The following is a 20,716-nucleotide window of genomic DNA, read 5'->3' on the forward strand; positions in this document are numbered from 1 at the left end:
CGTCAGAAAAGGGATATGTGGCATAAAGAACATATTTTATCTATTCATCGTCAGCACCCTTACTATGGGTATAAACGCATGACTCGTGCTTTAGCTCGAGAAGGAATGGTAATGAATCATAAACGTGTTCGCCGTCTCATGAGAGAATTAGGCATCCAATCTATCATCCGAAAAAAACGTCCATTTTACGGAAGGAAAACATCGGTGATATTTAAAAATCATTTGAACCGAGAGTTTCAAGCGAACAAACAAAATCAAAAATATGTAACGGATATTACTTATGTACGAATTGGAGATCAGTTTGCTTATTTGTCAGCTGTGTTAGATCTATACAACAATGAAATTGTTGCCTGGAAGCTATCTCGAAGAAATGATTTAGATTTGGTTTTAACTACATTACAACAATTAGAGGGGAAATCCTTATCCATTAAGCCCCTTTTACATTCAGATCAAGGGTTTCAATATACATCAAAATCTTACGCAAAGCAGTTAGAAAGATTAGGATTTGTCGGTAGTCATTCTAGACGTGGGAACTGTTTTGATAATGCATGTATTGAATCATTCTTCTCACATTTAAAAACAGAGAAGTTGTATTTAGTGCGCCCAAAAACATATGAAATGGCCTACCGAGCAATTCAAGAATATATTCAATTTTATAATACAGAAAGATTCCAAGAAAAACTTCACGGCCTTTCCCCGATAGAATATCGGGAAAAGGCCGTGGCATAATACTCTTTTTATTACTGTCTACTTGACAGGGAGATGACCAGACTGGCTCTTTTTTATAACTAGTTTAATACTTTAACTGTAACTGTTTTACGTCCCCAGCTACTTGATGAACCTTTATCTGGCATTAAAACGTCGATTTTATTACCTTTAATAGCTCCACCAGTATCACCAGCGATTGCTACTCCGTAACCTTCAACCCATACTTTTGAACCTAATGGAATGACACTTGGATCAACTGCAATTAGTTTCATGTTTGGATTAGCTGTTAAGTTGTGGCCTAAAGCTGATTTTACTTGGTCGCCTGCTTTATAACCATTTTCAAGTGGATCTGCTGTGTAAGCTGTTGCTACAACACGTAACTCACGAGAAGATGATGGTGCACTTGTTTCAGTTTCTTTTGCAACAGGTTGTTGTGTAGCTGGTTTTTGAGCTTTAGCCGCTTCTTGAGCCTTAGCCGCTTCACGAGCTTCAGCTGCTTCTTGAGCCTTAGCTGCTTCACGAGCTTTAGCTGCCTCTTGAGCTTTAGCTGCTTCACGAGCTTTAGCTGCTTCTTGAGCCTTAGCCGCTGCTTGAGCTTCAGCATCTGCTTGAGCTTTAGCTGCTTCACGAGCTTTAGCTGCCTCTTGAGCTTTAACTTCTGCTTGAGCTTCAGCATCTGCCTGAGCTTTAGCTGCTTCTTGAGCCTTAGCTGCTTCACGAGCTTTAGCCGCTTCTTGAGCTTTAACTTCTGCTTGAGCTTCAGCTGCTTCGCGAGCTTTAGTTGCTTCCACTGCTTTAGCTTTTGCTTGAGTTTCAGCTACTTCCTGAGCTTTAGCTGCTTCACGAACTTTAGCTGTATCTTGAACTGTAGTCGTTTTTTCAACTTTAGCTACTGGTTGAACTTTAACTGGTGCTTTACCTGTTAAGTAAGGAACATGAACATAAGCTGTTTTTCCGTTATATTCAAATTGAATCCAATCATTTTGTACTTGGTGTGTTGTTTCAATTACATCATCTTTTTTCAACTTACCAAGAATCTCTGAGTCTGTGTTTGCCCCAGCACGTACGTTTAATACGTTTGCTGTTACGTAGTAAGTGTCTTTTGTATAGTCAGCGCTTATGAAAGCTTCTTTACCGCTATTCAATTGAACTTTTGACCAACCATTTTCTGTATGTAAAACATTTACTTTATATCCATCTAATAATTTTCCTACAACTTTTGATTCAGTAGTTGGGTTTTCTCGTACGTTTAGTACGTCAGTCGTTACGATTGTTTCTGCTTTAGCAGATGTTGTGAAAATCCCAAGACCAAAAACCGCTGCTGTTGCTATACCCATAAATTTTTTCATAATAGCCTCCATTGCATTTGTTTTCGTTGACCTCATTATAGCAACCATTATTTTCTTATTTGCGAAAAACATAAAATTACAAAGCTTTCGTAACGGGGCATTAATATTCTGTAACAATTCCATAAATATCCTGATAGCGCTTCCTTGTTGTTTTTTGGCGTATTAGGGCATATGAAACACAAAATGAGTAGTATTTCAATTACTGTAACGTTAATAATGTTACGGTAATATTTCTTGATGATATCTATAGCGTTACAAAAATAGCTTATTTTACTGTTTGAATGGAAATTTAGTTATGAAACGATAATCTTTTTAGGCGTGAAAATATATAAATGAGGTGAAATTTAATAAAATATCGATATAATTGTTACAAAATCAGTCGAAGTATGGAAAAAATTACGCCTTGATTTTCGTCTGTTACATAGTATTTTTGCAATAATAGAATTAGATAATAGCCTTAGTACCTATAAATAATGAAGAGTATTATAATGGTAGTTGTAACGTGAAACATATATAATAGAAGAAACTCAATTTAGTAGATAAATAAAAAACGCAGGAGTGTAAACTCCTACGTTTTTGTTTATTCATATCGTAAACATTCAATTGGATCCAGTTTGGCAGCTTTGTTAGCTGGTAGTAAACCGAATAGTATACCGATTAACATAGATAGGGCAACGGAGATAAGTCCTAGTTTTAGTGAAACGACAAGTGGCCATCCTGCAAACATTGCGACAATCCATGCGAAGAAGATTCCAAGCATAAATCCGACAAAACCACCTAATGCTGTTAAAATGCAAGCTTCGATTAAGAATTGCATTAATACTTTACCACGTGTTGCACCTAATGCTTTACGAATACCAATTTCGCGTGTACGCTCTGTTACAGATACTAGCATAATGTTCATTACACCAATACCACCTACAAGTAAGGAAATAGCGGCAATACCACCGAATACACTTTTTAATATACCTGTGAAGCTATCAATTTCTTTTAAGAATTCTTGTGGATCTGGTACTTCAAATTTACCTGAATGCTCTGGTTTTTTTGCTTCATTTAATGATTTTACAACTGCTTCTTGAACAGTTTCCTTATCTTGACCAGGAGCAATTTTTACCGTTACAGAATCGTAGTTGTTTTTCCCGAATAGTACAGGCCAGTTTTCTGCTGAAATGACACCTTCTTTAAATGTCATGCCACCCATCATTGCTTTTATTGAATATACGCCAACTACTTTGTATGGTGTACCTTTTATATCTACATATAAGTTTGGTTCCCATGAAGAATATAATTTATCAAAAGCATCTGTATTTAATACAATTGTGTGTTCAGGTCTGTCTAAATCAGCTGCTGTTAAAAATCTGCCGTGCTCAAGTTTGAATTTAGATGTATCTTCAAAATAATCACCTTTTGCACCGGTAATATCAAGATCTAATTCTTTTTTTCCTGCATATACTTTTTCTTTTCCTTTTACATCTGGATAAACTTCTTGCACACCAGAAATTTTGGATATACTTTCATACATGCTTGAGGAAATTTTGCCGTCCATATCTGAGTAATCTTCTGTCTTATAATTTACAGAAAACTGATCTTTTTTTTCATTCCCGATTTGTTCGCGGAACTTTGCGTTTGTTCCATCCCCAATCGAGATAATAGTAATGATGGCACTAACCCCAATAATAATACCTAGCATCGTTAATATAGAACGCATTTTATGAGCAAAGATAGAGGAAAGGGCCATGCGTATATTTTCACTCGTATTCAAAATTAACCTCTCCAATCTTGGACGATATTTCCGTCACGAATTACAATTTGACGTGCTGCAGCTTCCCCGATTTCACGGTCATGGGTAATCATAATGATTGTTGAGCCTTGTTTATTTAATTCGTAAAAGAGGTCCATAATTTGTGTACTTGTTTTCGTATCAAGTGCTCCCGTCGGTTCATCGGCTAAAATGAATTTCGGGTTATTTACGATTGCGCGGGCAACGGCGACACGTTGCTTTTGACCACCGGATAATTCGTTCGGTAAGTGAGTAGCGCGATCAGCTAAACCGACTTTTGTTAAAGCGGCTAATGAGCGCTCGCGTCTTTCTTTTTTATCGACTCCAGCGTAAATAAGAGGTAGTTCTACATTTTGAAGCGCTGTAAGTCTCGGTAATAACATGAAGTTTTGGAATACGAATCCGATCTCTTTATTACGTACGTGTGCAAGTTCTGTTTCAGTCATGTTTGAAATATTTTGACCGGCTAGTTCGTACGTACCTGTCGTCGGTTTATCTAAGCAACCGATAATGTTCATTAATGTTGATTTACCAGAACCAGAAGGTCCCATAATAGAAGTGAATTCTCCTTGGTTCAGTGTTACGTCAATTCCATGTAATATTTGAACGGATTCTGTACCATTTTGGAAGGATTTCGTGATGCTTTTTAAGTTAATCACTGGGCGACAACCTCCATACCATCTTTTAAGTCTTTTTCAGGTTTAGAGATAATTTCTTCTCCTTTTTTCACTCCAGAAACTTTTGCTTCGCTATCAGTCTCGAATTCAACAGTAACTGCTTGTTCTTTCGCTTTACCGTCTTTTACAACGAAGACAACATTTTTGTCACCTTTTTTCACGATACTGCTTTTCGGAACAATTGTACCAGTTGCTTCGCCAGATTTACTTGTTACGTAAACGTGGAAGCCGTTTTGTAGTTCGTCACTATTATTTAATGTGACAGTGAATTGATAGTTAGAAACAGTTTTATTTTCATCCATGCTCTTTAAAGGTGTAGAACCGATTTCTGTTACTTTTCCTGTCCAAGTCTTACCAGCGACAGTTTTTGATGAAACAGTTACTTCTTGCCCAACTTTCATACTAGCAAGCTCATATTCAGAAAGTTGACCTTTTACTTTAAATTGACCAGCGTGACGAAGAGTAATTCCGCTCATACCTGTTTTTTCGTCAGCAGTTTTTACGATATCATCAATTACGCCATCAGCAGGACTTGTTACAGAAAGAGTGTTTACTTTCTCTTTTGCTGCTTTAATCATTTCATCAGCTTTTTCAACTTCAAACTTTTTCATTTCAAGTTGTGATTCTAATTGCCCAACTTCAACTTCGGATGCTTTTAATGCTTCAGCAGGAAGGCCTGCATTTTTATCTTTTTGTAATTTTTGTTTCGCTGCATCAATTTGTTTTTGGAACAACGTTACTTCTTTTTGTGCGATTTTCTTTTGCATTTCTGCTTCTGTTACACCTTGTTTCGCAGTCGGATCATTGTATTTAAATAGAAGCTGCCCCTTTTTCACTTCATCGCCTTTTTTTACAGCTAATTCATATGTTCCTTTTGTTGGATCGAATGAAATAGTTTCAATTCCATTTGGAATAACTTCGCCACCAAATTTTTGCGCGTTTTGGATTTGTTTTTCAGTTACTTTATATCCGCTATATGCCATTGCTACTTCTGAACCGCCACCAGCAAATGCAAAGTATGATCCAGCTGCAATTCCGATTGCTACTACACTAGTAATTAACACTTTATTTTTCTTCTTCATCTATTTATCACCTTTTCGTTCGTTTTAGTATCTACATTAAGTATAGAAGAGGTAAAGAATCTGACAAATCGTTTTAGCTTACAATAACCTTACAGTTTTGTAAGGTATGAATATGTAAATGTAAGGTAGAGGTTGTCCTATTGTAAGCAAATGAATTGACTCGTCGTTTCTTTCTTACAATAATATTGTATGAAGGAGAGGAGGAAGAAAGATGGAAGCTTATTTTAGTGCGCATCCATTAAAACTGTTTATTCCCTACTCAAGGCAACATGCCATTATATTATTTATTATGTTGGTAGGAATCGTTTTTTTATATCAATACCAAGATGTATTACGTCAAAATGAGTGGAATATAACGGTTCGATATGCGATTGCATTTCTATTTATAGGGAGTGAAATTGGACTGCATATGTGGGAGTGGAAAGCAGGGATTTTTGAGCTAGCCACTTCATTACCATTTGAGTTATGTACGATTAGTTTGTTGTTAGCATCGATTATGATTGTAACGAAAAGTTACCGTATATATGAGATTGTATTTTTTACGGGAATTATTGGTGCATCACAAGCCATTTTAACACCAAATTTGCAATATGCTTTTCCGCATTTTCGTTTCATTGAATATTTTATCGCGCATGTATTGCTCATTTGGGCACCACTCTTTATGACTTGGGTGGAAGGCTATAGACCGACCTTGCAATCTATTAAGCGTACGATGATATTTTTAAACATATTGATTCCGCTTGTTTCATTTGTAAATTACAAAACAGGCGGTAATTATATGTTTTTAGCTCATAAGCCAGAGACTGCTTCATTACTCGATATGTTAGGACCGCATCCTTACTATATTATTTCATTAGAGCTTGCAGCGCTTATTGGATGTTTCATTTTATATATGCCGTTTGTGAAAAGAGAAGGGCATACGCATAAAGAATCACTAGGATCATAGCCTAGTGATTTTTCGTCTTTAAAATATTTACAATTCAGAAAATTAAGAATAGAATTAAGGGGTAAATTATATATAGAGAGAAGGGAAAACGTGGTCAAAAAAGTTTTTCTAAATGGAATGGAAGTGACGATTCAATTTCTTATTTCGATTTTGGGGATTATTATGTTAGGGGCTCTGCCGAAATTGTTTTATGGATTTAAGCTGGATGTATCAAAGTACATACAGAGTTTAAAAGAAGTGTTTGTGAACTTAATGGATATTTCCAATTTGCAATATGTGAGAGGTAAATTTTTATTTCCGCAGCTGTTCGTCCATTATAAAGAAACGATTATTATTTTTTTAGCTGCTTTTTTTATTTCATTATTTGTAGCATTTTGTATTGTTTATGTAATTATGAATAGTTCACCGCGTATACAACATCGAATTAAATCATTTCTTATCTTCCTAGAATCCATTCCAGATATCCTTCTTATTTTAGTATCACAAATTTTAGTTGTATGGTTTTTTAAACAAACAGGTTTTTTACCTTTTCAAATTGCTTCAATTGGAGGCGAGTCGATTAGGGGGTTGCCAATATTGTGTTTGAGCATCCCGACTACGATTATGTTTGTAAAAATGGTCGTGCTTCGTTTTGAAAATGAACTAGAAAAAGATTATGTACTATTTGCTAAGGCGAAAGGGCTGGGGCGCTTTCATATTTTAAATCGTCATATTTTACGAAATGTGTTGCTTAGTACATTATTCTTTGCGAAAACGAACATCTTTTTTATGTTATCTAATTTATATATTATAGAATGGATTTTTAATACGGGTGGTATTTTTATGTTTTTGAAATCGTATTTCGGTATTAGAGTTGAGGTTTTCATCGTTAGTGTGCTTCTTATATATATTCCGATTTTTATTTTATTTAAATTGTTTCATTATCTCATTCCGGCTGCGATGAAGGAGAGATTATAATATGTGGACGTATATAAAACGTGATAAAAGATTTTGGATAAGCATTGGGTTTCTTCTCCTATTAGTTCTTTTGAGCATCGGAAATACGTTATGGAATGATGGACATATTAGACAAGTTACATTGCAATATGATGCGGATGAAAATCCACAAGTGCCACCGTTTCCACCTTCATTACAATTTTTACTCGGGACAGACCGGAAAGGGTATGACCTGTTACATTTAGTCATTGAGGGCGCGAAGTGGACGATTGGTATATCTATTTTAATTGCGGCACTTAGAATGGTAATAGGTGTGTTTTTCGGTGTCGTACTCGGAACGTATATAAAAAGAGGATTTTCAAAAATTGAGGCTTTCTTTGATAGTTTTACAGTTATTCCGACAGTTATGATTGCGTATTTTTTTCTTCAATCTGCAAATGCATTTGGAAGCGGAGAGGAGACAACAACCTTTTTTGAAAGGGCTTCGTTTCAAGTGGTATTACTTGTACTGCTTGTAATGCCAGTTATTGCACTGTATGTTGCGAAGGAAGTTCGTAAATTGCGAACGGAAGAATTTGTTGATGCCGCGCGCATATTAGGTGGATCGAGAAGACATATTGTTATAAAACATATTTTTCCGCATCTCTATATGCCGTTTATACTCGTATTTCTTCAGCAGTTTACGCAGACTCTTACTATTTTACTGCACTTAGGATTACTTGAAGTGTTCTTTGGTGGGACTGTTACGTTTGGTGGACCTATAAAAGAGGTGGAATCTTATACGCATGAATGGTCAGGTTTAATTGGAGTATACTTTAGATCATTAACAGTGCATCCATGGATTCCTCTCGTCCCAATTACATTTTTCGGGCTTACTATTTTTTCAGGGAATATGATTGTAAAAAGTATAGAAGAGGCGATGTTGAAGGTAAGGTTAGGAGGAGAGCTAAAGAAGGATGTTGTAGAAGAGGAACAATCTGTTGTGCAGTCGAAAGAAGAGTTATTTACTTTTAAGCATACGATGTGAAAATAAAGAAAAGAAGCAAGCATGTATTTCATGCTTGCTTCTTTTCTTTATTTTGTAGAAACTTCGCCTTCAGCTTCTGTTTGCGGAATAAAGTATCCAATTATACCACCGATGATTGCTGGAACGATCCAGCCGATTCCTAAGTTATAAAAAGGAATCGTGTGTACGATATTAGCGATAAAACTTGGTATCATTCCCACATTATCAAGTGCATGAATACAGCTAATAATGAATGCTGCGATCATTGCTCCGATGTAGACAGAAGGTTTACGTTTCGTATATTTATCGATAAATGATACGAAAATTAAAATAATCGTAATTGGATATAAAATAATTAATACAGGTAAAGTAATTTTGATTAATAAACTTAAACCTAAGTTTGAAATCACGAAGCTAAAGATACAAACGTATAGTACGAGCTTTTTGTAAGAAACGTTCGTTAATACTGTTGCAAAATAGTTGGCGAATGCACTTACAACGCCGATTGCTGTTGTTAAACAAGCGAAGATAATGGCGATACTTAATAAAATATTACCGCTTGTCCCAAAGAATTGATACATAACAGTAGCTAATAGTTGACCACCGTTTTCGAATTGCCCTAAGTCTCCGTTTGAAGCTCCGATATAACCGAGTAAGAAGTAAACAATTGTTAAGAATAGAGCAGCGATGCTTCCGCAAATGATTGTATATTTTGCGATAGATTTCTTCTCTTGTATACCGTTTTGACGAATTGCATTTACAACAATTGTTGATAGTACGAGAGCGCCAATTGCATCTAACGTTAAAAATCCTTCAAGAAATCCTTTGAAAAACGGGATGTCTTTATAGTCACCGATAGGCTCTGCAAACGTTCCTGGTGAAAGAATCGCTTTTGTTGCCATAATTGCAATAATTACAAGTAAAATTGGCGTTAATATTTTACCGATATGATCTACTAGCTTGGATGGATTTAATGATAAGAAGTAAACGACTGTAAAGAAAATCGCACTAAAAACTAACATAGAATACCATTGATCTGGGAAAAGTGGTGCAATCCCGATTTCATAAGATACAGATCCAGTTCGTGGAATAACAAATAGTGGGCCGATTGAAAGATAAATAATGATAGCGAATACTGCTGCGAATTTTGGATGAACACGGCTCGCTAAAGTGTTAAAACTACCACCAGCAAGGGCAACAGCAACGATAGCAAGTAAAGATAAACCGACGTCTGTAATAATAAATCCTGTAATGGAAACCCACATATTTTCTCCGGAAGAAAGACCAAGAAGGGGTGGGAAAATCATATTACCAGCACCGAAGAAAACTGCGAATAGTAATAAACTAATCGAAAGTATTTGCGCTGGTTTCAAAGTTGTACGCATATAAAGAAAATCCTCCTAATGAGTATTTTTGTCGAAAATTCAAATAATTTGTCGAGTAACTGTTATTATTTTAAAGGTCTGATGACTAGAAAGCAATAGGGAATTTTGAAAAAATTAAAAAATAATGCATTAAATCGAATAAATATACTATTTGTATGTTTAATAGGAAGGATTTAACTTTTAACGTAAAAAAAACACATATCGCTAGGATACGTGTATTAAAAATATATTTTTCTATCGCGTTCTTCTTTTAAAATTTCAACGGCTTCTCGAAAGCGTTGTGAATGGACAATTTCTCGTTCGCGTAAGAAGCGTAAGCTGTCATTTATGTCGGGATCGTCAGATTGGTTGATAAGCCATTGATATGTGGCACGCGCTTTTTCTTCAGCCGCAATATCTTCGTATAGGTCGGCAATTGGATCACCTTTAGCTTGTATATAGGTTGCAGTAAATGGAACACCAGCTGCGTTATGGTAATGAAGTGCGCTGTCATGATCGACGTAATGAGGGTCGAGACCAGCTGCCTTCATCTGTTCGGGAGTCGCATCTTTTGTCAGCTTATAAACCATCGTAGCAATCATTTCAAGATGCGCAAATTCTTCTGTACCAATATCGGTAAGGAGGCCAATGACTTTATCCGGGATTGTATAACGCTGATTTAAGTAACGTAGTGCAGCAGCTAATTCTCCATCTGCACCACCGTATTGCTCAATTAATAATTTGGCAAGTGCTGGATTACAAGTTCCTACTTTAACAGGGTATTGTAATTTTTTTTCATAAATCCACATAGTTTCTCTCCTTTATATTTGCCATGGCCAAGGACCTTTACTCCATTCCCAAGGGGCATTAGAATAGCTATTTCCATACTGTTGAAGCGGTCCATATTTTTCTTCCATCTGTTGTTTTAATACTCTTCGTTTATAGGAAAAATCATTAAATTGGTTAATAGCTGCTGTATCGTCTGGGTGGGTGTCTAAGTAAAGGGTTAGTTCAACTAATACAAAGTCTAATTCTTGGAGATTCTCTAAAAGTCGATAATACTCTTCTGGTAGTGGCTGGTTCACGTCAGTAGTCACCGCCCTTTTTTATAAGGATTTTCGTAATAATCATAAAAGATAGGCCATAAGGTTCCTTTTTGTAGTGCTTCTTTCGGTGAGAATTGTGGTAAATTTGGCGGTTGAAAACCTAAATATAAATTAGGAGGGGTAGAGTAATATTTTTTACCAATAGGAGGACAAGGATCTTGAGGACTATGATATGGCACATATGATTTCATATATTTATCCATTAATAAACCTCCCTATATTCTTCATCACTACGTATTGTATTCAGACATAATAGGCATTTATGACACATATAAAAAGGTAATAGGTACAGGGGGAATGAATGTGGAGCAATGTATTGTATTAGAAGTGAAGAATTTAAAGGAAACTTTGTATTTTTATGAAGGGGTTTTAGGAATTAAACCTAGTTTAGAAAGACCCCAATTAGATGTAACGGGGGTTTGGTATGATTCTGATTCAAAGAGAATTAGTTTTGTTATGAATCGCATGCTAGGGGGGAGAGAGAAGAGTGTTACGAATTCATGCGAGGTTATAACATTTTCGATTTCTAACATAGAGAAGTTAAAAAAGAAGTTAGCGTTTTATGAAATTTTATATACAGAAAATAAACGTGGAAAGAGTATTGTAGTACAAGACCCAGATGGATATAAACTTCAAGTGATAGAGAAGGACGAATAAACGGAGGGGATTTAGTGGAGAGGAATTATGAAGAAAGTGCATTGTTTGAGCATCAATTTTGGCTAAAGGTGCTTACTGATCATTCGCAATTTTTACTTGATGCATTAGCTCCGAAGGAAAAAGAGGATATAAAAAAGGCCACTTATTTTATTGAAACATTTACGAATCTGTTAAATAAAGTTCGTAATGTGAATCTCATTGCGTTTTCAAAAGAGGCAGAACGAGCCGCAAAGGAAATACGAACGTTTAAATTAAGTATTATACAGAAACAACTCGAGGGAAAAATCACTATTCATTTTACGCCAACTTTCATCAATCATATGGTAAACGAAGTAGAAGAGTATATAACAGTGTTAGAATTTTTAAATAAAGGAGAAGTTCCGCCTGTTTTTCATGAATTACATTATCATCTCGTTTGGTTAACAGATGCAGCTGGTCATGCAGGCTCTATTTCTGGTGGGCTAGATCTTGTTGAAAAAAGATTAAAAGAGAAAAGTGAAGAATTCGAGAAGCACTTTGAACAATTTTATTTGAAGGCAGTTGAAATGACGGGGTATTTAAGAACAGAGCTTCATCATTTTCCTGCATTAAAAAAGTTTACAAAAGATGTTTCACTTGAACTAAAATTATTTTCACATTTTTTACATGAAATTGAAGAATTGGAGTTATCAAATGAAATATTAAGTGCATTATCTGCTAGAATGGCGGATCATATGGCAAGAGAAGAATGTTATTACTTATTAAAATTAGCACAATCGTCTGGACTTGAGATGCCAAAATGTAATCCGCTTTAAAGAAAAAAGAGGTCAATTTTATTTGGCCTCTTTTTCTGCTTTATTTTTTCTTTTTATTTTTGCTTGTTCAATACTTGCCTGTAATGTCTCCATAATATTGATGATGTTTGGAGTTGGAGAGATTGTTTCGGTTTTTTCCTGTTGTTCAATTTTGTTTTCGATTAGTTCGGTAAGGGCTTCTTTATACTCATCTGTATACATCTCTTGTTCAAAAGGATTTGTAAGATGGTGGATTAAATTGATTGCTGCTGTGAGTTCTTGTTTTTGAATCGGATAATTTTCGTTACTTGGTAAGTTAGGTGTATTTGTTATATCGCGAATTTCATTAGGGTAGTGAATAGTTTGTAATATAAGCCCATCTTCAAAGTTACGGATAATAGCTAAATGTTGTTTTTTTCTAATGGAAATATGGATAAGACCAAGTTTATTCGTACGTTCAAGAGCTTCTTTTAATAATAAATACGATTTTTCGTGTCCTGGAGTAGGGCCTATAAAATAAGAACGATCATAGAGAACAGAATCAATTTCGTTATTTTGGATAAAAGATATAATACGAATAGATCGGGGTTCGTGAGCTTTTTGCAACGTAGCTAATTCTTTTTCATCCATAATAATGTACTTATGAGGGGCGTATTCATAGGCTTTTACAATATCTTTATCATCAATTTCTTCATCCGTACAATCGGGAGCAAATTTTTTATATTTAATAGGTGTTAAGCATTCTTTATGGAGACTTAAAAATTTTATATCGTTTTCTTCTACGGCACTGTATAGTTTGATTCCTATATTTAATAGTCCAAGTGAAAGCGCGCCTTTCCATACGGTATGCAAATGAAATCTCTCCTTTCATTCAAAAATGATTATGTATATTATGAGATAGTAAGAAATTTCCTATACGTTTTTTGTTTTTATGGAAGGGTAAGCAGAAGAGCTTGGGATATAAAATATATTGACAAGCCCTCAAAAATATTTTAATGTGATTGTATAAAATTGTGTATATAAAGGGGAGTAACTTATTACAGTAAAGTCGTCATTACAGGGAGAAACCCTCGGCTTTATTGGCAACGTTTCGTTGTTAGTGAGACCTTTACCAGCAATGGTAAAGGCCCCTTATTGTCTTTTTTAGGACCCTTACCATATTTGGTAGGGGCCTTTTTGTATACAAGGAGAGGAGATATAAAAATGAAAAAACTTATTAGTAGATTAAGAGTTGTATTTCATGTTCGCCGATTTGTTCCATTCCTATTTGACTTTTTTACTTCAAAAGAGGTTTCAATAAAGAAGAAAATCTTATCCATTGCTTTTTTAGTTGGTTATGTAGCGATGCCGCTCGATTTAATTCCAGACTTCTTACCGTTCATCGGTATTTTAGATGATATTGGGATTGTGTTATTTATTTTGAACCGAATTGTAAAAATGGCGCCAGTTCAATTACAAGAAAAGCATAATGTAAACGTGGGATAGGAGTTAAAATATGGAGCAAATTATTTTAGATATAATTGAGTTTTTAAAGCAGTTTTCTTATTTTGGAGTTGTATTGGCTTTAACGTTTGAATTTATTCCAGCAGAAGTGGTTTTGCCTATGGTTGGATATTGGGTGTATGAGGGAGATATGAATTTTTGGCTAGCGGTATTAGCTGGAACACTTGGCGGAACGACAGGACCGTTAACGCTATATGCACTTGGTTATTACGGTGGTCGTCCTCTATTAATAAAATACGGGAAATACTTCTTTATTAAAGAAGAACAAATTCAAAAAGCAGATGATTTCTTTGAGAAATATGGACCAGTTGTAGCATTTGTTGGACGTTTTGTACCTGGCGTTCGAACACTTATTTCTGTTCCATGTGGTATGGCGAAAATGAACATATGGAAGTTTAGTATATATACATTTGTAGCAATGTTTCCGTTAACAACTTTATATGTCTATTTTGGAATGAAATTAGGTCCGCATTGGGAAAAGGCAGCGGATGTTGTGGGGCAATATATGCTACCGATATTAGGAGGCGTTATTCTTATCGTTGCTAGTATCTTTGTCTATAAATATATGAAGAAAAGAAATAAAACGGAATCTATTTAGTCATTTGAATATTTTTTGAAAATAGATGAATAGTACAGGCAAAAGACTCTGAGGGACATACACATATAGGGAATATGAAAGAGAGAAGGGAAATAACCATGTCTTGTGAGTGCTCAGGGGCAGCATTAACTTGTTGTCCAGATAAAAATTATGTACAAGATAAAGTGTGTAGTCCGTGGTCTGCTACTGTAGTTGCAACAGCAATTGATAATGTTCTTTATACAAATAATATTAACCAAAACGTAGTGGGGACTGGTTTTGTTAAATATGATGTTGGACCAGGACCAATTACTGTAGAGGCGCTTGATTCTGCTGGTACTGTAATAGATACACAAACATTAAACCCGGGAACGAGTATCGGGTTTACGTATCGGCGTTTTGACATTATACAAGTTGTGTTACCTGCAACACCTGCTGGAACGTATCAGGGAGAATTTTGTATTACAACACGTTATCCACTTTCATAGCAGAATAGGAGAGGATCAAAATGGGAATGAGAAGTTCCAGTTTGTCTTGTTGTTCTAATAAAACGCTTGTACAAGATCAAGTATGTACAGACTGGTCTATTACAGGTGCGGGTACTCAAATTGTATATACAAATAATATCACGCAAGAAGTATATGGTTCAGGCTACGTGAAGTATGATGTAGGTGCCAACCCGATTACAGTTGATTTTTTAGTAGGTACAACAGTGGTTGATACAATTACTGTACAACCACAAAGTAGTGGTACTTTCACTGTCCGATATTTTACTACTGTCCGAATTACTACGACAGGAACGACTGTTAATCAAGGAGAGTTTTGTATTACAGTACGTTATCCAATCTCATAAAAAGCATACCGTGAACGGTATGCTTTTTATATTAAGGAAATAATGAAATTGGTATTCTATAAGCAACATGTAAATTCGCAACAGTACTTGCCTTCTAAATATAGTGAAGGATTACTTGTTATATTGATAATATTAATCGACTGTAGGTCTTTTCCTGTGTACGATATTGTATTACCAGGAAACACAGTGAAAATATTGGTTACTGTTCCAACGATTTGAATTGTAATTGCTTCGTTGCTGCTAGTACTATTGTAAACCGAGACAGTACCTGATATAAGTAGTATCCCATCACTTTGCCATAGTATCATTGATTGTGATGCATCTTTGGCAGAGGAGATGGTGTTATTAGTTATGAGGAAATTCCCTGCAAATTCATTTGTTACTCGCTCGCAATTTGGATTTGGAGGAGGGGGCGGTGGACAAGGGTCTGGACAAATAATAGATAAAGGAGCGAAACAGCCGATATTTTTTTTATTCTTCAATACAACCCCTCCTTTTAAGTTGTCTTTTATTACTATTAAATGTAAAAGCATGGCCGATGTGTTAAAAAAAGAAGGAAATATTAAAAATTAAGATTGTCTAATAGGCTTAAACCTTAACTTATCATTAGTGTTATAGAAAAGATTATATGTGAATAGTCATAGGAAAAGAATGATCAGACTCTTTTAGACAAAAGGTGGTTGTATACAATAGTACGAGTAATGTTGGACTTAATTTCTAATTAACTGTATATTTACAAAAATCTAATAAAGTTCATTTGTTATTTAAACGACATTAACATGTATTAGATAAAATAGCCCTTGTAATGAATCAATTATTATGAGGAGGATTCACGTGGACAGAAATGCTTTAAGAAAAGTAAAAGGCCTTATTGGATTATTAATGGTTTTTGTATTAGCATTCGTATCATTTCCATGGAGTACATCAGTCAAGGCGGAAGAGAAAAAGCAAGAAAAGGCATCAAGTGAGAAGAAGATAGTTTTTCCAGTTGTAAGTGATGTGCATATTAAAAACAGTGGAACAGATGATACGTTTCGCTGGAAAAGAGCGATTGAACAGTTTAATACACTAGCACCAAAGCAAGATGCATTTGTTATTGTAGGTGATTTCACAGATACAGGATCAGTGCAGCAATATGATCGTTTCATGCAAGTGTATAATGAAAATGCAAATAAAGAGGCAGTACGAATGAATTCTCTCGGTAACCATGATTATTGGAACGGTTTATCTGTAGAGGGTGCGCAGAAGCGTTTCTTAGAAAAAACAGGTATGGAATCAATTTATTATCATAAAGTGGTAAAAGGTTATCACTTCCTTGTTATGTCTCCAGAGAATGGAACAACTCATGGCTATTATTCGGACAAGCAAATTAATTGGTTAAAAGAAGAAATGGCAAAAGCGCAAAAAGATGATCCAGAAAAACCGATTTTTGTATTTTTACATCAACACATTAAAGAGACAGTATACGGTAGTCATGAATGGGGAACACAAGATAGCGCAAAAATTAATGCGGTATTAAAAGAATACCCGCAGGCTATTACGTTTTCAGGTCATTCGCATTATCCGCTAGATGATCCAAGATCGATTCATCAAAAAGACTTTACATCAGTTGGTACATCTTCAGTAAGTTATATGGAAGTTGAAGGTGGTAAAGTACAAGGGAATATCCCGCCAGGAGCTAGTACGTTAAGCCAAGGTTTATTAGTAGAAGTAGATGATAAAGAAGTAACGATTAATCGTCGTGATTTCCATACGAATTCTTGGACAGGCGAGCCTTGGAAAATTAAATTACCAGCAAAGAAAGAAACATTTACACATGTAGAAGATCGTGATAAAGAAAAGCCTTACTTTGCTAAGGATGCAAAGCTTGCTGTATCAAATGTAACAGAAAATGCGGCAACAGTAACATTCCCACAAGCATTGGACAACCTCCTTGTTCACTCTTATCGTGTACAAGCTAGAGATAAGCAAACGGGAGAAATAAAGAATAAATTGTTAGCATTCTCAGAGTTTTATCGTGATCCAGTGCCAAAAAATCTTACGTTTACGCTTGCAGGATTAGATGGCGGAAAAACATATACGCTTGAAGTAGTTGCAATCGATTCATTCGGTAATGAAAGTGTGCAGTCTTTAACGGCAGAAGTTACTACGAAAAAAGATAATATTGATCCGAATGTAAAAGTGCCAAAGGCAGATGTTTTTGATGTGAATTTCTTAGATGGCACATTTAAAGATAACTCATCGTTTGGAACGAAAGGCGATGTGAAGGGGAACGTGTCTATTTCATACGATAAAGCTTTAAAAACAAATGTTATGAAGTTGAATGGACAAGCAAATACATTTGGATATCTTCCGTTTTCAGCGGCACAAAAAGAGAAAGTAGCAAATACGTTTACGTTAGAAACTGTATTTTCAATGAATCAAATTCGTGGGCAAGGTATTTTACAAAATACAGAAAGCGGCGGAATTGGATTTGAGTCTACAGGAAGTGGATATGTTGAATTATGGGCTCACATTGGAGGTAGCTATAAACGTGTTGGCGTTCAATTAGAAGCGAACAAAACATATCATTTAACAGGAACGTATAACGGAAGTGAAGTAGCTATTTACGTAGATGGTAAAAAAGTAAATAGTCAGCCAGCTCAAGGGAAAGTGTATCATCCAAACGTACCATTTGCACTTGGAGCGGATCCTGATAGTAACGGAAATGGTGGTATTCCGTTAAATGGACAAATCGCGCTTGCAAAATTATATAGTAAAGCGTTAAGTTCTTCAGAAGTATTAGCGGCGTACAATGAGTTTTCTAACCGCACAAAGTTAGAGCAAGTAAACGCGTTATATGAAGAGCTTGGAAAAGTAAAAGAAGTGTTAGCTGGTACGTATGAGTTTGGTGATAAGCCAGGTCAATATTCAAAGGAAGCATTTCAAGAACTAGAGAAAAGCTATAATAATGCAAAACAAGTGTTTGAAAATATAGGGAGTACGGGAGAGCAAATCGTTCAAACATATAACGAATTAAAAACAGCTAATGTAACATTTGTACAATCTAAAGTAGTAGAACAACCGAAAACACCGAAAGAAAAATTACAAATCAATATTGAATCTGCAAAAGTAGTAGTGAAAAAAGCGCAAGATGCAAATGTAACGGACGGTTCAGTGAAAGCACTGAGTCAAAAAATTACAGTGGCCGAAGCTGTAGTGAAAGATGTAAAAGTAAAAGATGCACAGGTAGAAACGATGAATCGTACATTAGAGTATACGATTTCACTTGTTGAAAAAAGCATAAACAAATAAGAGAGAAGAAAAGAAGCTTATCATGATAGGCTTCTTTTTTGTTATACTAAAATTAGTATAGAATGAAGGAGCGAATAATTTGGAACAGAAAAAGCTAAAAAGAATTCTTGAATATGTATGGATCGCGGTTGTGCTCCTTGTAGGATATTATTTCTTAAAAGAAAAAAGTATATGGGTTTTATTTTTAATGACGTTTTTATTAGCGGGTTTAGGCACGTTATTTATTAATTTCTTCTTTGATAGTTTAAATGCATGGAAGAAGAAAAAGAAGGGAACGAAGTAAAGGAGGGAATATATGCAAAAGTGGAAGCTCATATATCAGGTGATTATTTTCCTATTACTTGTGGGTATTGGAATTGTTAAATACGCAACGCCAATAGGAAATTGGGCATGGTTTACAGCTTGCATCGGCATATTTTTCATTTTACAGTCGTTAACGAAAAAATATAATAGTACAGAAAAATAGCTCGCCGCTAAAACGGCGAGCTATTTTGTTCCGCATTAACGGACAGTAAGACCCCACCTCAAAATTTAGCGAAAGCAAAGAAGTTAGGTGGGGAATCAACTGCCCGTAAAAGCCCGATTGGTTCAACTAATAATCAGTGGGGGATGAACAAAACCCCCATTGATTAAAGTTTCACTTTATTATGCTTTTTTCTGTTCATTGTTTGCTTTTTCAGTAGCTAAATGACTATGTTTTCTAGAGTAGAAAAAATAGAAGCATAAGCCGACTATAAGCCAAACTGCAAAGCTAATCCATGTTGTTTTAGACAAATTGATCATTAAATATAAGCAGCAAAGAATCGCGACAACTGGTAGTACAGGTACGAAAGGTGTGCGGAATCCGCGTTTTAAGTCAGGGTGTGTTTTTCGTAAAATAAGTACTGCGCAGCAAACGAATGTAAAGGCTGTTAATGTACCGATGTTTACTAAATTCGCTAGCAAATGTAAATCTAAAAGTCCTGCTAATAAAGCAGCAACAACGCCAGTAATCCACGTATTTAATAAAGGGATTTTTACTCTTTTATTTACACGTGCTAACGCTTTTGGAAGTAGACCGTCACGGCTCATTGCATACGAAACGCGAACTTGTCCATACATAACGACTAAGAGAACGGTTGTCATCCCAGTCATCGCTCCAACAGCGAGTAGTCCTGCAATTGTATCCTCACCAACGAAATGTAAGGCAAATGCAACTGGATCAGAAACGTCTAATTGCGTATAAGGAACCATACCCGTTAAAACGAAAGATACGATCATATATAAAACAGTACAAATAAGAAGAGAACCGATAATACCAATTGGTAAATCACGCTGTGGTTTTTTCGTTTCTTCTGCAGCGGTTGCGATTGCATCAAAACCTAAAAAGGCGAAGAACACAGTGGCAGCCCCAGTAATAATACCGTCGTATCCGAATGGGATGAACGGTGTCCAATTTTCAGGTTTTACATATTTTGCACCTGCTACGATAAAGGCGATAATAACGGCTAACTTAATAAGAACCATAATATTATTAATGCGTGCGCTTTCGCGTATACCAAAACTTAAAAGGCCAGTAATAAGAAGTAAAATACAGACAGCAGGTAAATCGATGAGACCACCTTTTCCTACGCCGGGGGCCGAGGCGATTATGGCGGGCAGGTGTATATTGAACCCTTGTAGTAATGATTGCAAATAACCAGACCAACCGACAGCTACTGCTGCAACGGCAAGTAAATATTCGAGCATTAAACACCATCCGACGATAAAGGCGACGACTTCTCCGACTGTCATGTATGCGTAAGTATACACACTTCCTGAGACAGGAATAGAAGAAGCAAATTCAGCGTAACAAAAGGCTACACAAGCACAAGTAAATGCAGCAATAAGGAATGATAGCATAATACCAGGACCAGAATGTTTTGCTGCAACAATACCTGTTAATACAAAAATCCCTGTCCCAATTACGGCGCCGATTCCTAAAAATGTTAAATCGAGTGCAGTTAATGTTCTAGCTAGCTGCTTTGGTGATTCAGTACTAAGCGCTTTTTTTCGTAATAATGACTTCACTTTGGACTCTCCCCCCGTTTTTTCATTTCCATAACTGCGACTATAGTATGAGTCCA

General features: G+C 35.7%; 25 protein-coding genes. 14 read left to right on the forward strand and 11 right to left on the reverse strand.

Going from position 1 to position 20,716, the window contains the following annotated elements:
- Nucleotides 1–729, forward strand: a 729-nt coding sequence (locus tag ACS2QP_RS23305; RefSeq protein ID WP_438882899.1) for an IS3 family transposase, incomplete at its 5' end; no start/stop codon positions are given.
- 59 nt (nucleotides 730–788) lie between these two features.
- Here the strand turns inward: ACS2QP_RS23305 and entC are convergent.
- The 4 genes from entC to ACS2QP_RS23325 all read right to left on the reverse strand — a co-directional run bounded on the left by entC (nucleotide 789) and on the right by ACS2QP_RS23325 (nucleotide 5,596).
- Nucleotides 789–2,180: a cell wall-binding protein EntC gene (entC, locus tag ACS2QP_RS23310; RefSeq protein ID WP_017673126.1), complete on the reverse strand. Its 1,392-nt coding sequence runs from the start codon at nucleotides 2,178–2,180 to the stop codon at nucleotides 789–791.
- A gap of 457 nt (nucleotides 2,181–2,637) precedes the next feature.
- A complete protein-coding gene (locus tag ACS2QP_RS23315; RefSeq protein WP_002197439.1) occupies nucleotides 2,638–3,795 on the reverse strand; it encodes an ABC transporter permease in 1,158 nt (385 codons plus the stop codon).
- Nucleotides 3,796–3,821: 26 nt separating this feature from the next.
- Complete coding sequence (locus tag ACS2QP_RS23320; RefSeq protein ID WP_438882900.1) at nucleotides 3,822–4,496, reverse strand: ABC transporter ATP-binding protein; 675 nt, start codon at nucleotides 4,494–4,496, stop codon at nucleotides 3,822–3,824.
- Nucleotides 4,493–5,596 (reverse strand): efflux RND transporter periplasmic adaptor subunit, encoded by a 1,104-nt coding sequence (locus tag ACS2QP_RS23325; protein ID WP_063535711.1) that lies wholly within the window; start codon nucleotides 5,594–5,596, stop codon nucleotides 4,493–4,495. The genes ACS2QP_RS23320 and ACS2QP_RS23325 overlap by 4 nt, the downstream gene beginning before the upstream one ends.
- 211 nt (nucleotides 5,597–5,807) lie before the next feature.
- Here ACS2QP_RS23325 and ACS2QP_RS23330 point away from each other — a divergent pair, with 211 nt between their 5' ends.
- From ACS2QP_RS23330 to ACS2QP_RS23340, 3 genes are all read left to right on the forward strand, one after another.
- Nucleotides 5,808–6,542, forward strand: a complete 735-nt coding sequence (locus ACS2QP_RS23330; RefSeq protein ID WP_438882901.1) for a YwaF family protein — start codon at nucleotides 5,808–5,810, stop codon at nucleotides 6,540–6,542.
- Nucleotides 6,543–6,632: 90 nt separating this feature from the next.
- On the forward strand, nucleotides 6,633–7,499 hold the full coding sequence (locus ACS2QP_RS23335) for an ABC transporter permease subunit (protein ID WP_000239696.1): 867 nt from the start codon (nucleotides 6,633–6,635) through the stop codon (nucleotides 7,497–7,499).
- Between the two features lies 1 nt (nucleotide 7,500).
- Nucleotides 7,501–8,505, forward strand: a complete 1,005-nt coding sequence (locus ACS2QP_RS23340; RefSeq protein WP_000269953.1) for an ABC transporter permease — start codon at nucleotides 7,501–7,503, stop codon at nucleotides 8,503–8,505.
- 47 nt (nucleotides 8,506–8,552) lie between these two features.
- On the opposite strand, the gene brnQ2 is transcribed toward ACS2QP_RS23340, so the two are convergent.
- From brnQ2 to ACS2QP_RS23360, 4 genes are all read right to left on the reverse strand, one after another.
- Nucleotides 8,553–9,869 (reverse strand): branched-chain amino acid transport system II carrier protein BrnQ2, encoded by a 1,317-nt coding sequence (gene brnQ2 / locus ACS2QP_RS23345; RefSeq protein WP_332284688.1) that lies wholly within the window; start codon nucleotides 9,867–9,869, stop codon nucleotides 8,553–8,555.
- Between the two features lie 218 nt (nucleotides 9,870–10,087).
- The gene (gene cotJC / locus ACS2QP_RS23350) at nucleotides 10,088–10,657 is read right to left on the reverse strand and encodes a spore coat protein CotJC (protein WP_000265278.1); all 570 of its coding nucleotides are present in this window, start codon (nucleotides 10,655–10,657) and stop codon (nucleotides 10,088–10,090) included.
- A 12-nt stretch (nucleotides 10,658–10,669) separates the two neighbouring features.
- Complete coding sequence (gene cotJB / locus ACS2QP_RS23355) at nucleotides 10,670–10,933, reverse strand: spore coat protein CotJB (protein ID WP_001075543.1); 264 nt, start codon at nucleotides 10,931–10,933, stop codon at nucleotides 10,670–10,672.
- A gap of 8 nt (nucleotides 10,934–10,941) precedes the next feature.
- Nucleotides 10,942–11,157: a spore coat associated protein CotJA gene (locus ACS2QP_RS23360; RefSeq protein ID WP_000362187.1), complete on the reverse strand. Its 216-nt coding sequence runs from the start codon at nucleotides 11,155–11,157 to the stop codon at nucleotides 10,942–10,944.
- Between the two features lie 34 nt (nucleotides 11,158–11,191).
- On the opposite strand from ACS2QP_RS23360, the gene ACS2QP_RS23365 reads away from it, so the two are divergent.
- The gene (locus tag ACS2QP_RS23365) at nucleotides 11,192–11,611 is read left to right on the forward strand and encodes a VOC family protein (protein WP_153579686.1); all 420 of its coding nucleotides are present in this window, start codon (nucleotides 11,192–11,194) and stop codon (nucleotides 11,609–11,611) included.
- 14 nt (nucleotides 11,612–11,625) lie between these two features.
- Nucleotides 11,626–12,405 carry a DUF2935 domain-containing protein gene (locus tag ACS2QP_RS23370; protein WP_438882902.1) on the forward strand — a complete coding sequence of 260 codons (780 nt, stop codon included), beginning with the start codon at nucleotides 11,626–11,628 and terminating at the stop codon, nucleotides 12,403–12,405.
- A gap of 18 nt (nucleotides 12,406–12,423) precedes the next feature.
- Here the strand turns inward: ACS2QP_RS23370 and ACS2QP_RS23375 are convergent, their stop codons facing one another.
- The gene (locus tag ACS2QP_RS23375; protein WP_153581741.1) at nucleotides 12,424–13,236 is read right to left on the reverse strand and encodes a non-homologous end joining protein Ku; all 813 of its coding nucleotides are present in this window, start codon (nucleotides 13,234–13,236) and stop codon (nucleotides 12,424–12,426) included.
- Between the two features lie 351 nt (nucleotides 13,237–13,587).
- On the opposite strand from ACS2QP_RS23375, the gene ACS2QP_RS23380 reads away from it, so the two are divergent.
- From ACS2QP_RS23380 to ACS2QP_RS23395, 4 genes are all read left to right on the forward strand, one after another.
- Nucleotides 13,588–13,869 carry a YkvA family protein gene (locus ACS2QP_RS23380; RefSeq protein ID WP_000733844.1) on the forward strand — a complete coding sequence of 94 codons (282 nt, stop codon included), beginning with the start codon at nucleotides 13,588–13,590 and terminating at the stop codon, nucleotides 13,867–13,869.
- Between the two features lie 10 nt (nucleotides 13,870–13,879).
- Entirely contained in the window at nucleotides 13,880–14,485 is a 606-nt protein-coding gene (locus ACS2QP_RS23385; RefSeq protein ID WP_000435017.1) for a DedA family protein, read from the forward strand.
- 98 nt (nucleotides 14,486–14,583) lie between these two features.
- A complete protein-coding gene (locus ACS2QP_RS23390; protein ID WP_001277529.1) occupies nucleotides 14,584–14,952 on the forward strand; it encodes a DUF3992 domain-containing protein in 369 nt (122 codons plus the stop codon).
- Between the two features lie 20 nt (nucleotides 14,953–14,972).
- Entirely contained in the window at nucleotides 14,973–15,317 is a 345-nt protein-coding gene (locus ACS2QP_RS23395; RefSeq protein WP_000525820.1) for a DUF3992 domain-containing protein, read from the forward strand.
- Nucleotides 15,318–15,373: 56 nt separating this feature from the next.
- Here the strand turns inward: ACS2QP_RS23395 and ACS2QP_RS23400 are convergent, their stop codons facing one another.
- On the reverse strand, nucleotides 15,374–15,757 hold the full coding sequence (locus ACS2QP_RS23400) for an S-Ena type endospore appendage (RefSeq protein WP_434714555.1): 384 nt from the start codon (nucleotides 15,755–15,757) through the stop codon (nucleotides 15,374–15,376).
- On the opposite strand from ACS2QP_RS23400, the gene ACS2QP_RS23405 reads away from it, so the two are divergent.
- The 4 genes from ACS2QP_RS23405 (at nucleotide 15,642) to ACS2QP_RS23420 (ending at nucleotide 19,077) form a co-directional block, all read left to right on the forward strand.
- On the forward strand, nucleotides 15,642–15,890 hold the full coding sequence (locus tag ACS2QP_RS23405) for a hypothetical protein (RefSeq protein ID WP_002025365.1): 249 nt from the start codon (nucleotides 15,642–15,644) through the stop codon (nucleotides 15,888–15,890). The genes ACS2QP_RS23400 and ACS2QP_RS23405 overlap by 116 nt on opposite strands.
- A gap of 261 nt (nucleotides 15,891–16,151) precedes the next feature.
- On the forward strand, nucleotides 16,152–18,611 hold the full coding sequence (locus ACS2QP_RS23410; RefSeq protein ID WP_438882903.1) for a LamG-like jellyroll fold domain-containing protein: 2,460 nt from the start codon (nucleotides 16,152–16,154) through the stop codon (nucleotides 18,609–18,611).
- A gap of 79 nt (nucleotides 18,612–18,690) precedes the next feature.
- Entirely contained in the window at nucleotides 18,691–18,894 is a 204-nt protein-coding gene (locus ACS2QP_RS23415) for a hypothetical protein (RefSeq protein WP_000435796.1), read from the forward strand.
- A gap of 12 nt (nucleotides 18,895–18,906) precedes the next feature.
- Nucleotides 18,907–19,077: a hypothetical protein gene (locus ACS2QP_RS23420; protein WP_001174838.1), complete on the forward strand. Its 171-nt coding sequence runs from the start codon at nucleotides 18,907–18,909 to the stop codon at nucleotides 19,075–19,077.
- Nucleotides 19,078–19,256: 179 nt separating this feature from the next.
- Here ACS2QP_RS23420 and ACS2QP_RS23425 read toward each other — a convergent pair whose 3' ends face one another.
- A complete protein-coding gene (locus tag ACS2QP_RS23425; RefSeq protein ID WP_438882904.1) occupies nucleotides 19,257–20,660 on the reverse strand; it encodes an amino acid permease in 1,404 nt (467 codons plus the stop codon).
- Between the last annotated feature and the right edge of the window lie 56 nt (nucleotides 20,661–20,716).

Source organism: Bacillus cereus group sp. Bce019, assembly GCF_051781745.1.
Classification (GTDB): domain Bacteria; phylum Bacillota; class Bacilli; order Bacillales; family Bacillaceae_G; genus Bacillus_A; species Bacillus_A cereus.

Excerpts from the sequence above, each read along its gene's own strand:
- ACS2QP_RS23380 (WP_000733844.1), top strand. The coding sequence starts at position 13,588 with ATGAAAAAACTTATTAGTAGATTAAGAGTTGTATTTCATGTTCGCCGA.
- ACS2QP_RS23360 (WP_000362187.1), bottom strand. The coding sequence starts at position 11,157 with ATGGATAAATATATGAAATCATATGTGCCATATCATAGTCCTCAAGAT.
- ACS2QP_RS23340 (WP_000269953.1), top strand. The coding sequence starts at position 7,501 with ATGTGGACGTATATAAAACGTGATAAAAGATTTTGGATAAGCATTGGG.
- ACS2QP_RS23390 (WP_001277529.1), top strand. The coding sequence starts at position 14,584 with ATGTCTTGTGAGTGCTCAGGGGCAGCATTAACTTGTTGTCCAGATAAA.
- entC (WP_017673126.1), bottom strand. The coding sequence starts at position 2,180 with ATGGAATTGTTACAGAATATTAATGCCCCGTTACGAAAGCTTTGTAAT.
- ACS2QP_RS23420 (WP_001174838.1), top strand. The coding sequence starts at position 18,907 with ATGCAAAAGTGGAAGCTCATATATCAGGTGATTATTTTCCTATTACTT.
- ACS2QP_RS23330 (WP_438882901.1), top strand. The coding sequence starts at position 5,808 with ATGGAAGCTTATTTTAGTGCGCATCCATTAAAACTGTTTATTCCCTAC.
- brnQ2 (WP_332284688.1), bottom strand. The coding sequence starts at position 9,869 with ATGCGTACAACTTTGAAACCAGCGCAAATACTTTCGATTAGTTTATTA.
- ACS2QP_RS23385 (WP_000435017.1), top strand. The coding sequence starts at position 13,880 with ATGGAGCAAATTATTTTAGATATAATTGAGTTTTTAAAGCAGTTTTCT.
- ACS2QP_RS23395 (WP_000525820.1), top strand. The coding sequence starts at position 14,973 with ATGGGAATGAGAAGTTCCAGTTTGTCTTGTTGTTCTAATAAAACGCTT.
- ACS2QP_RS23315 (WP_002197439.1), bottom strand. The coding sequence starts at position 3,795 with ATGGCCCTTTCCTCTATCTTTGCTCATAAAATGCGTTCTATATTAACG.
- ACS2QP_RS23325 (WP_063535711.1), bottom strand. The coding sequence starts at position 5,596 with ATGAAGAAGAAAAATAAAGTGTTAATTACTAGTGTAGTAGCAATCGGA.
- cotJC (WP_000265278.1), bottom strand. The coding sequence starts at position 10,657 with ATGTGGATTTATGAAAAAAAATTACAATACCCTGTTAAAGTAGGAACT.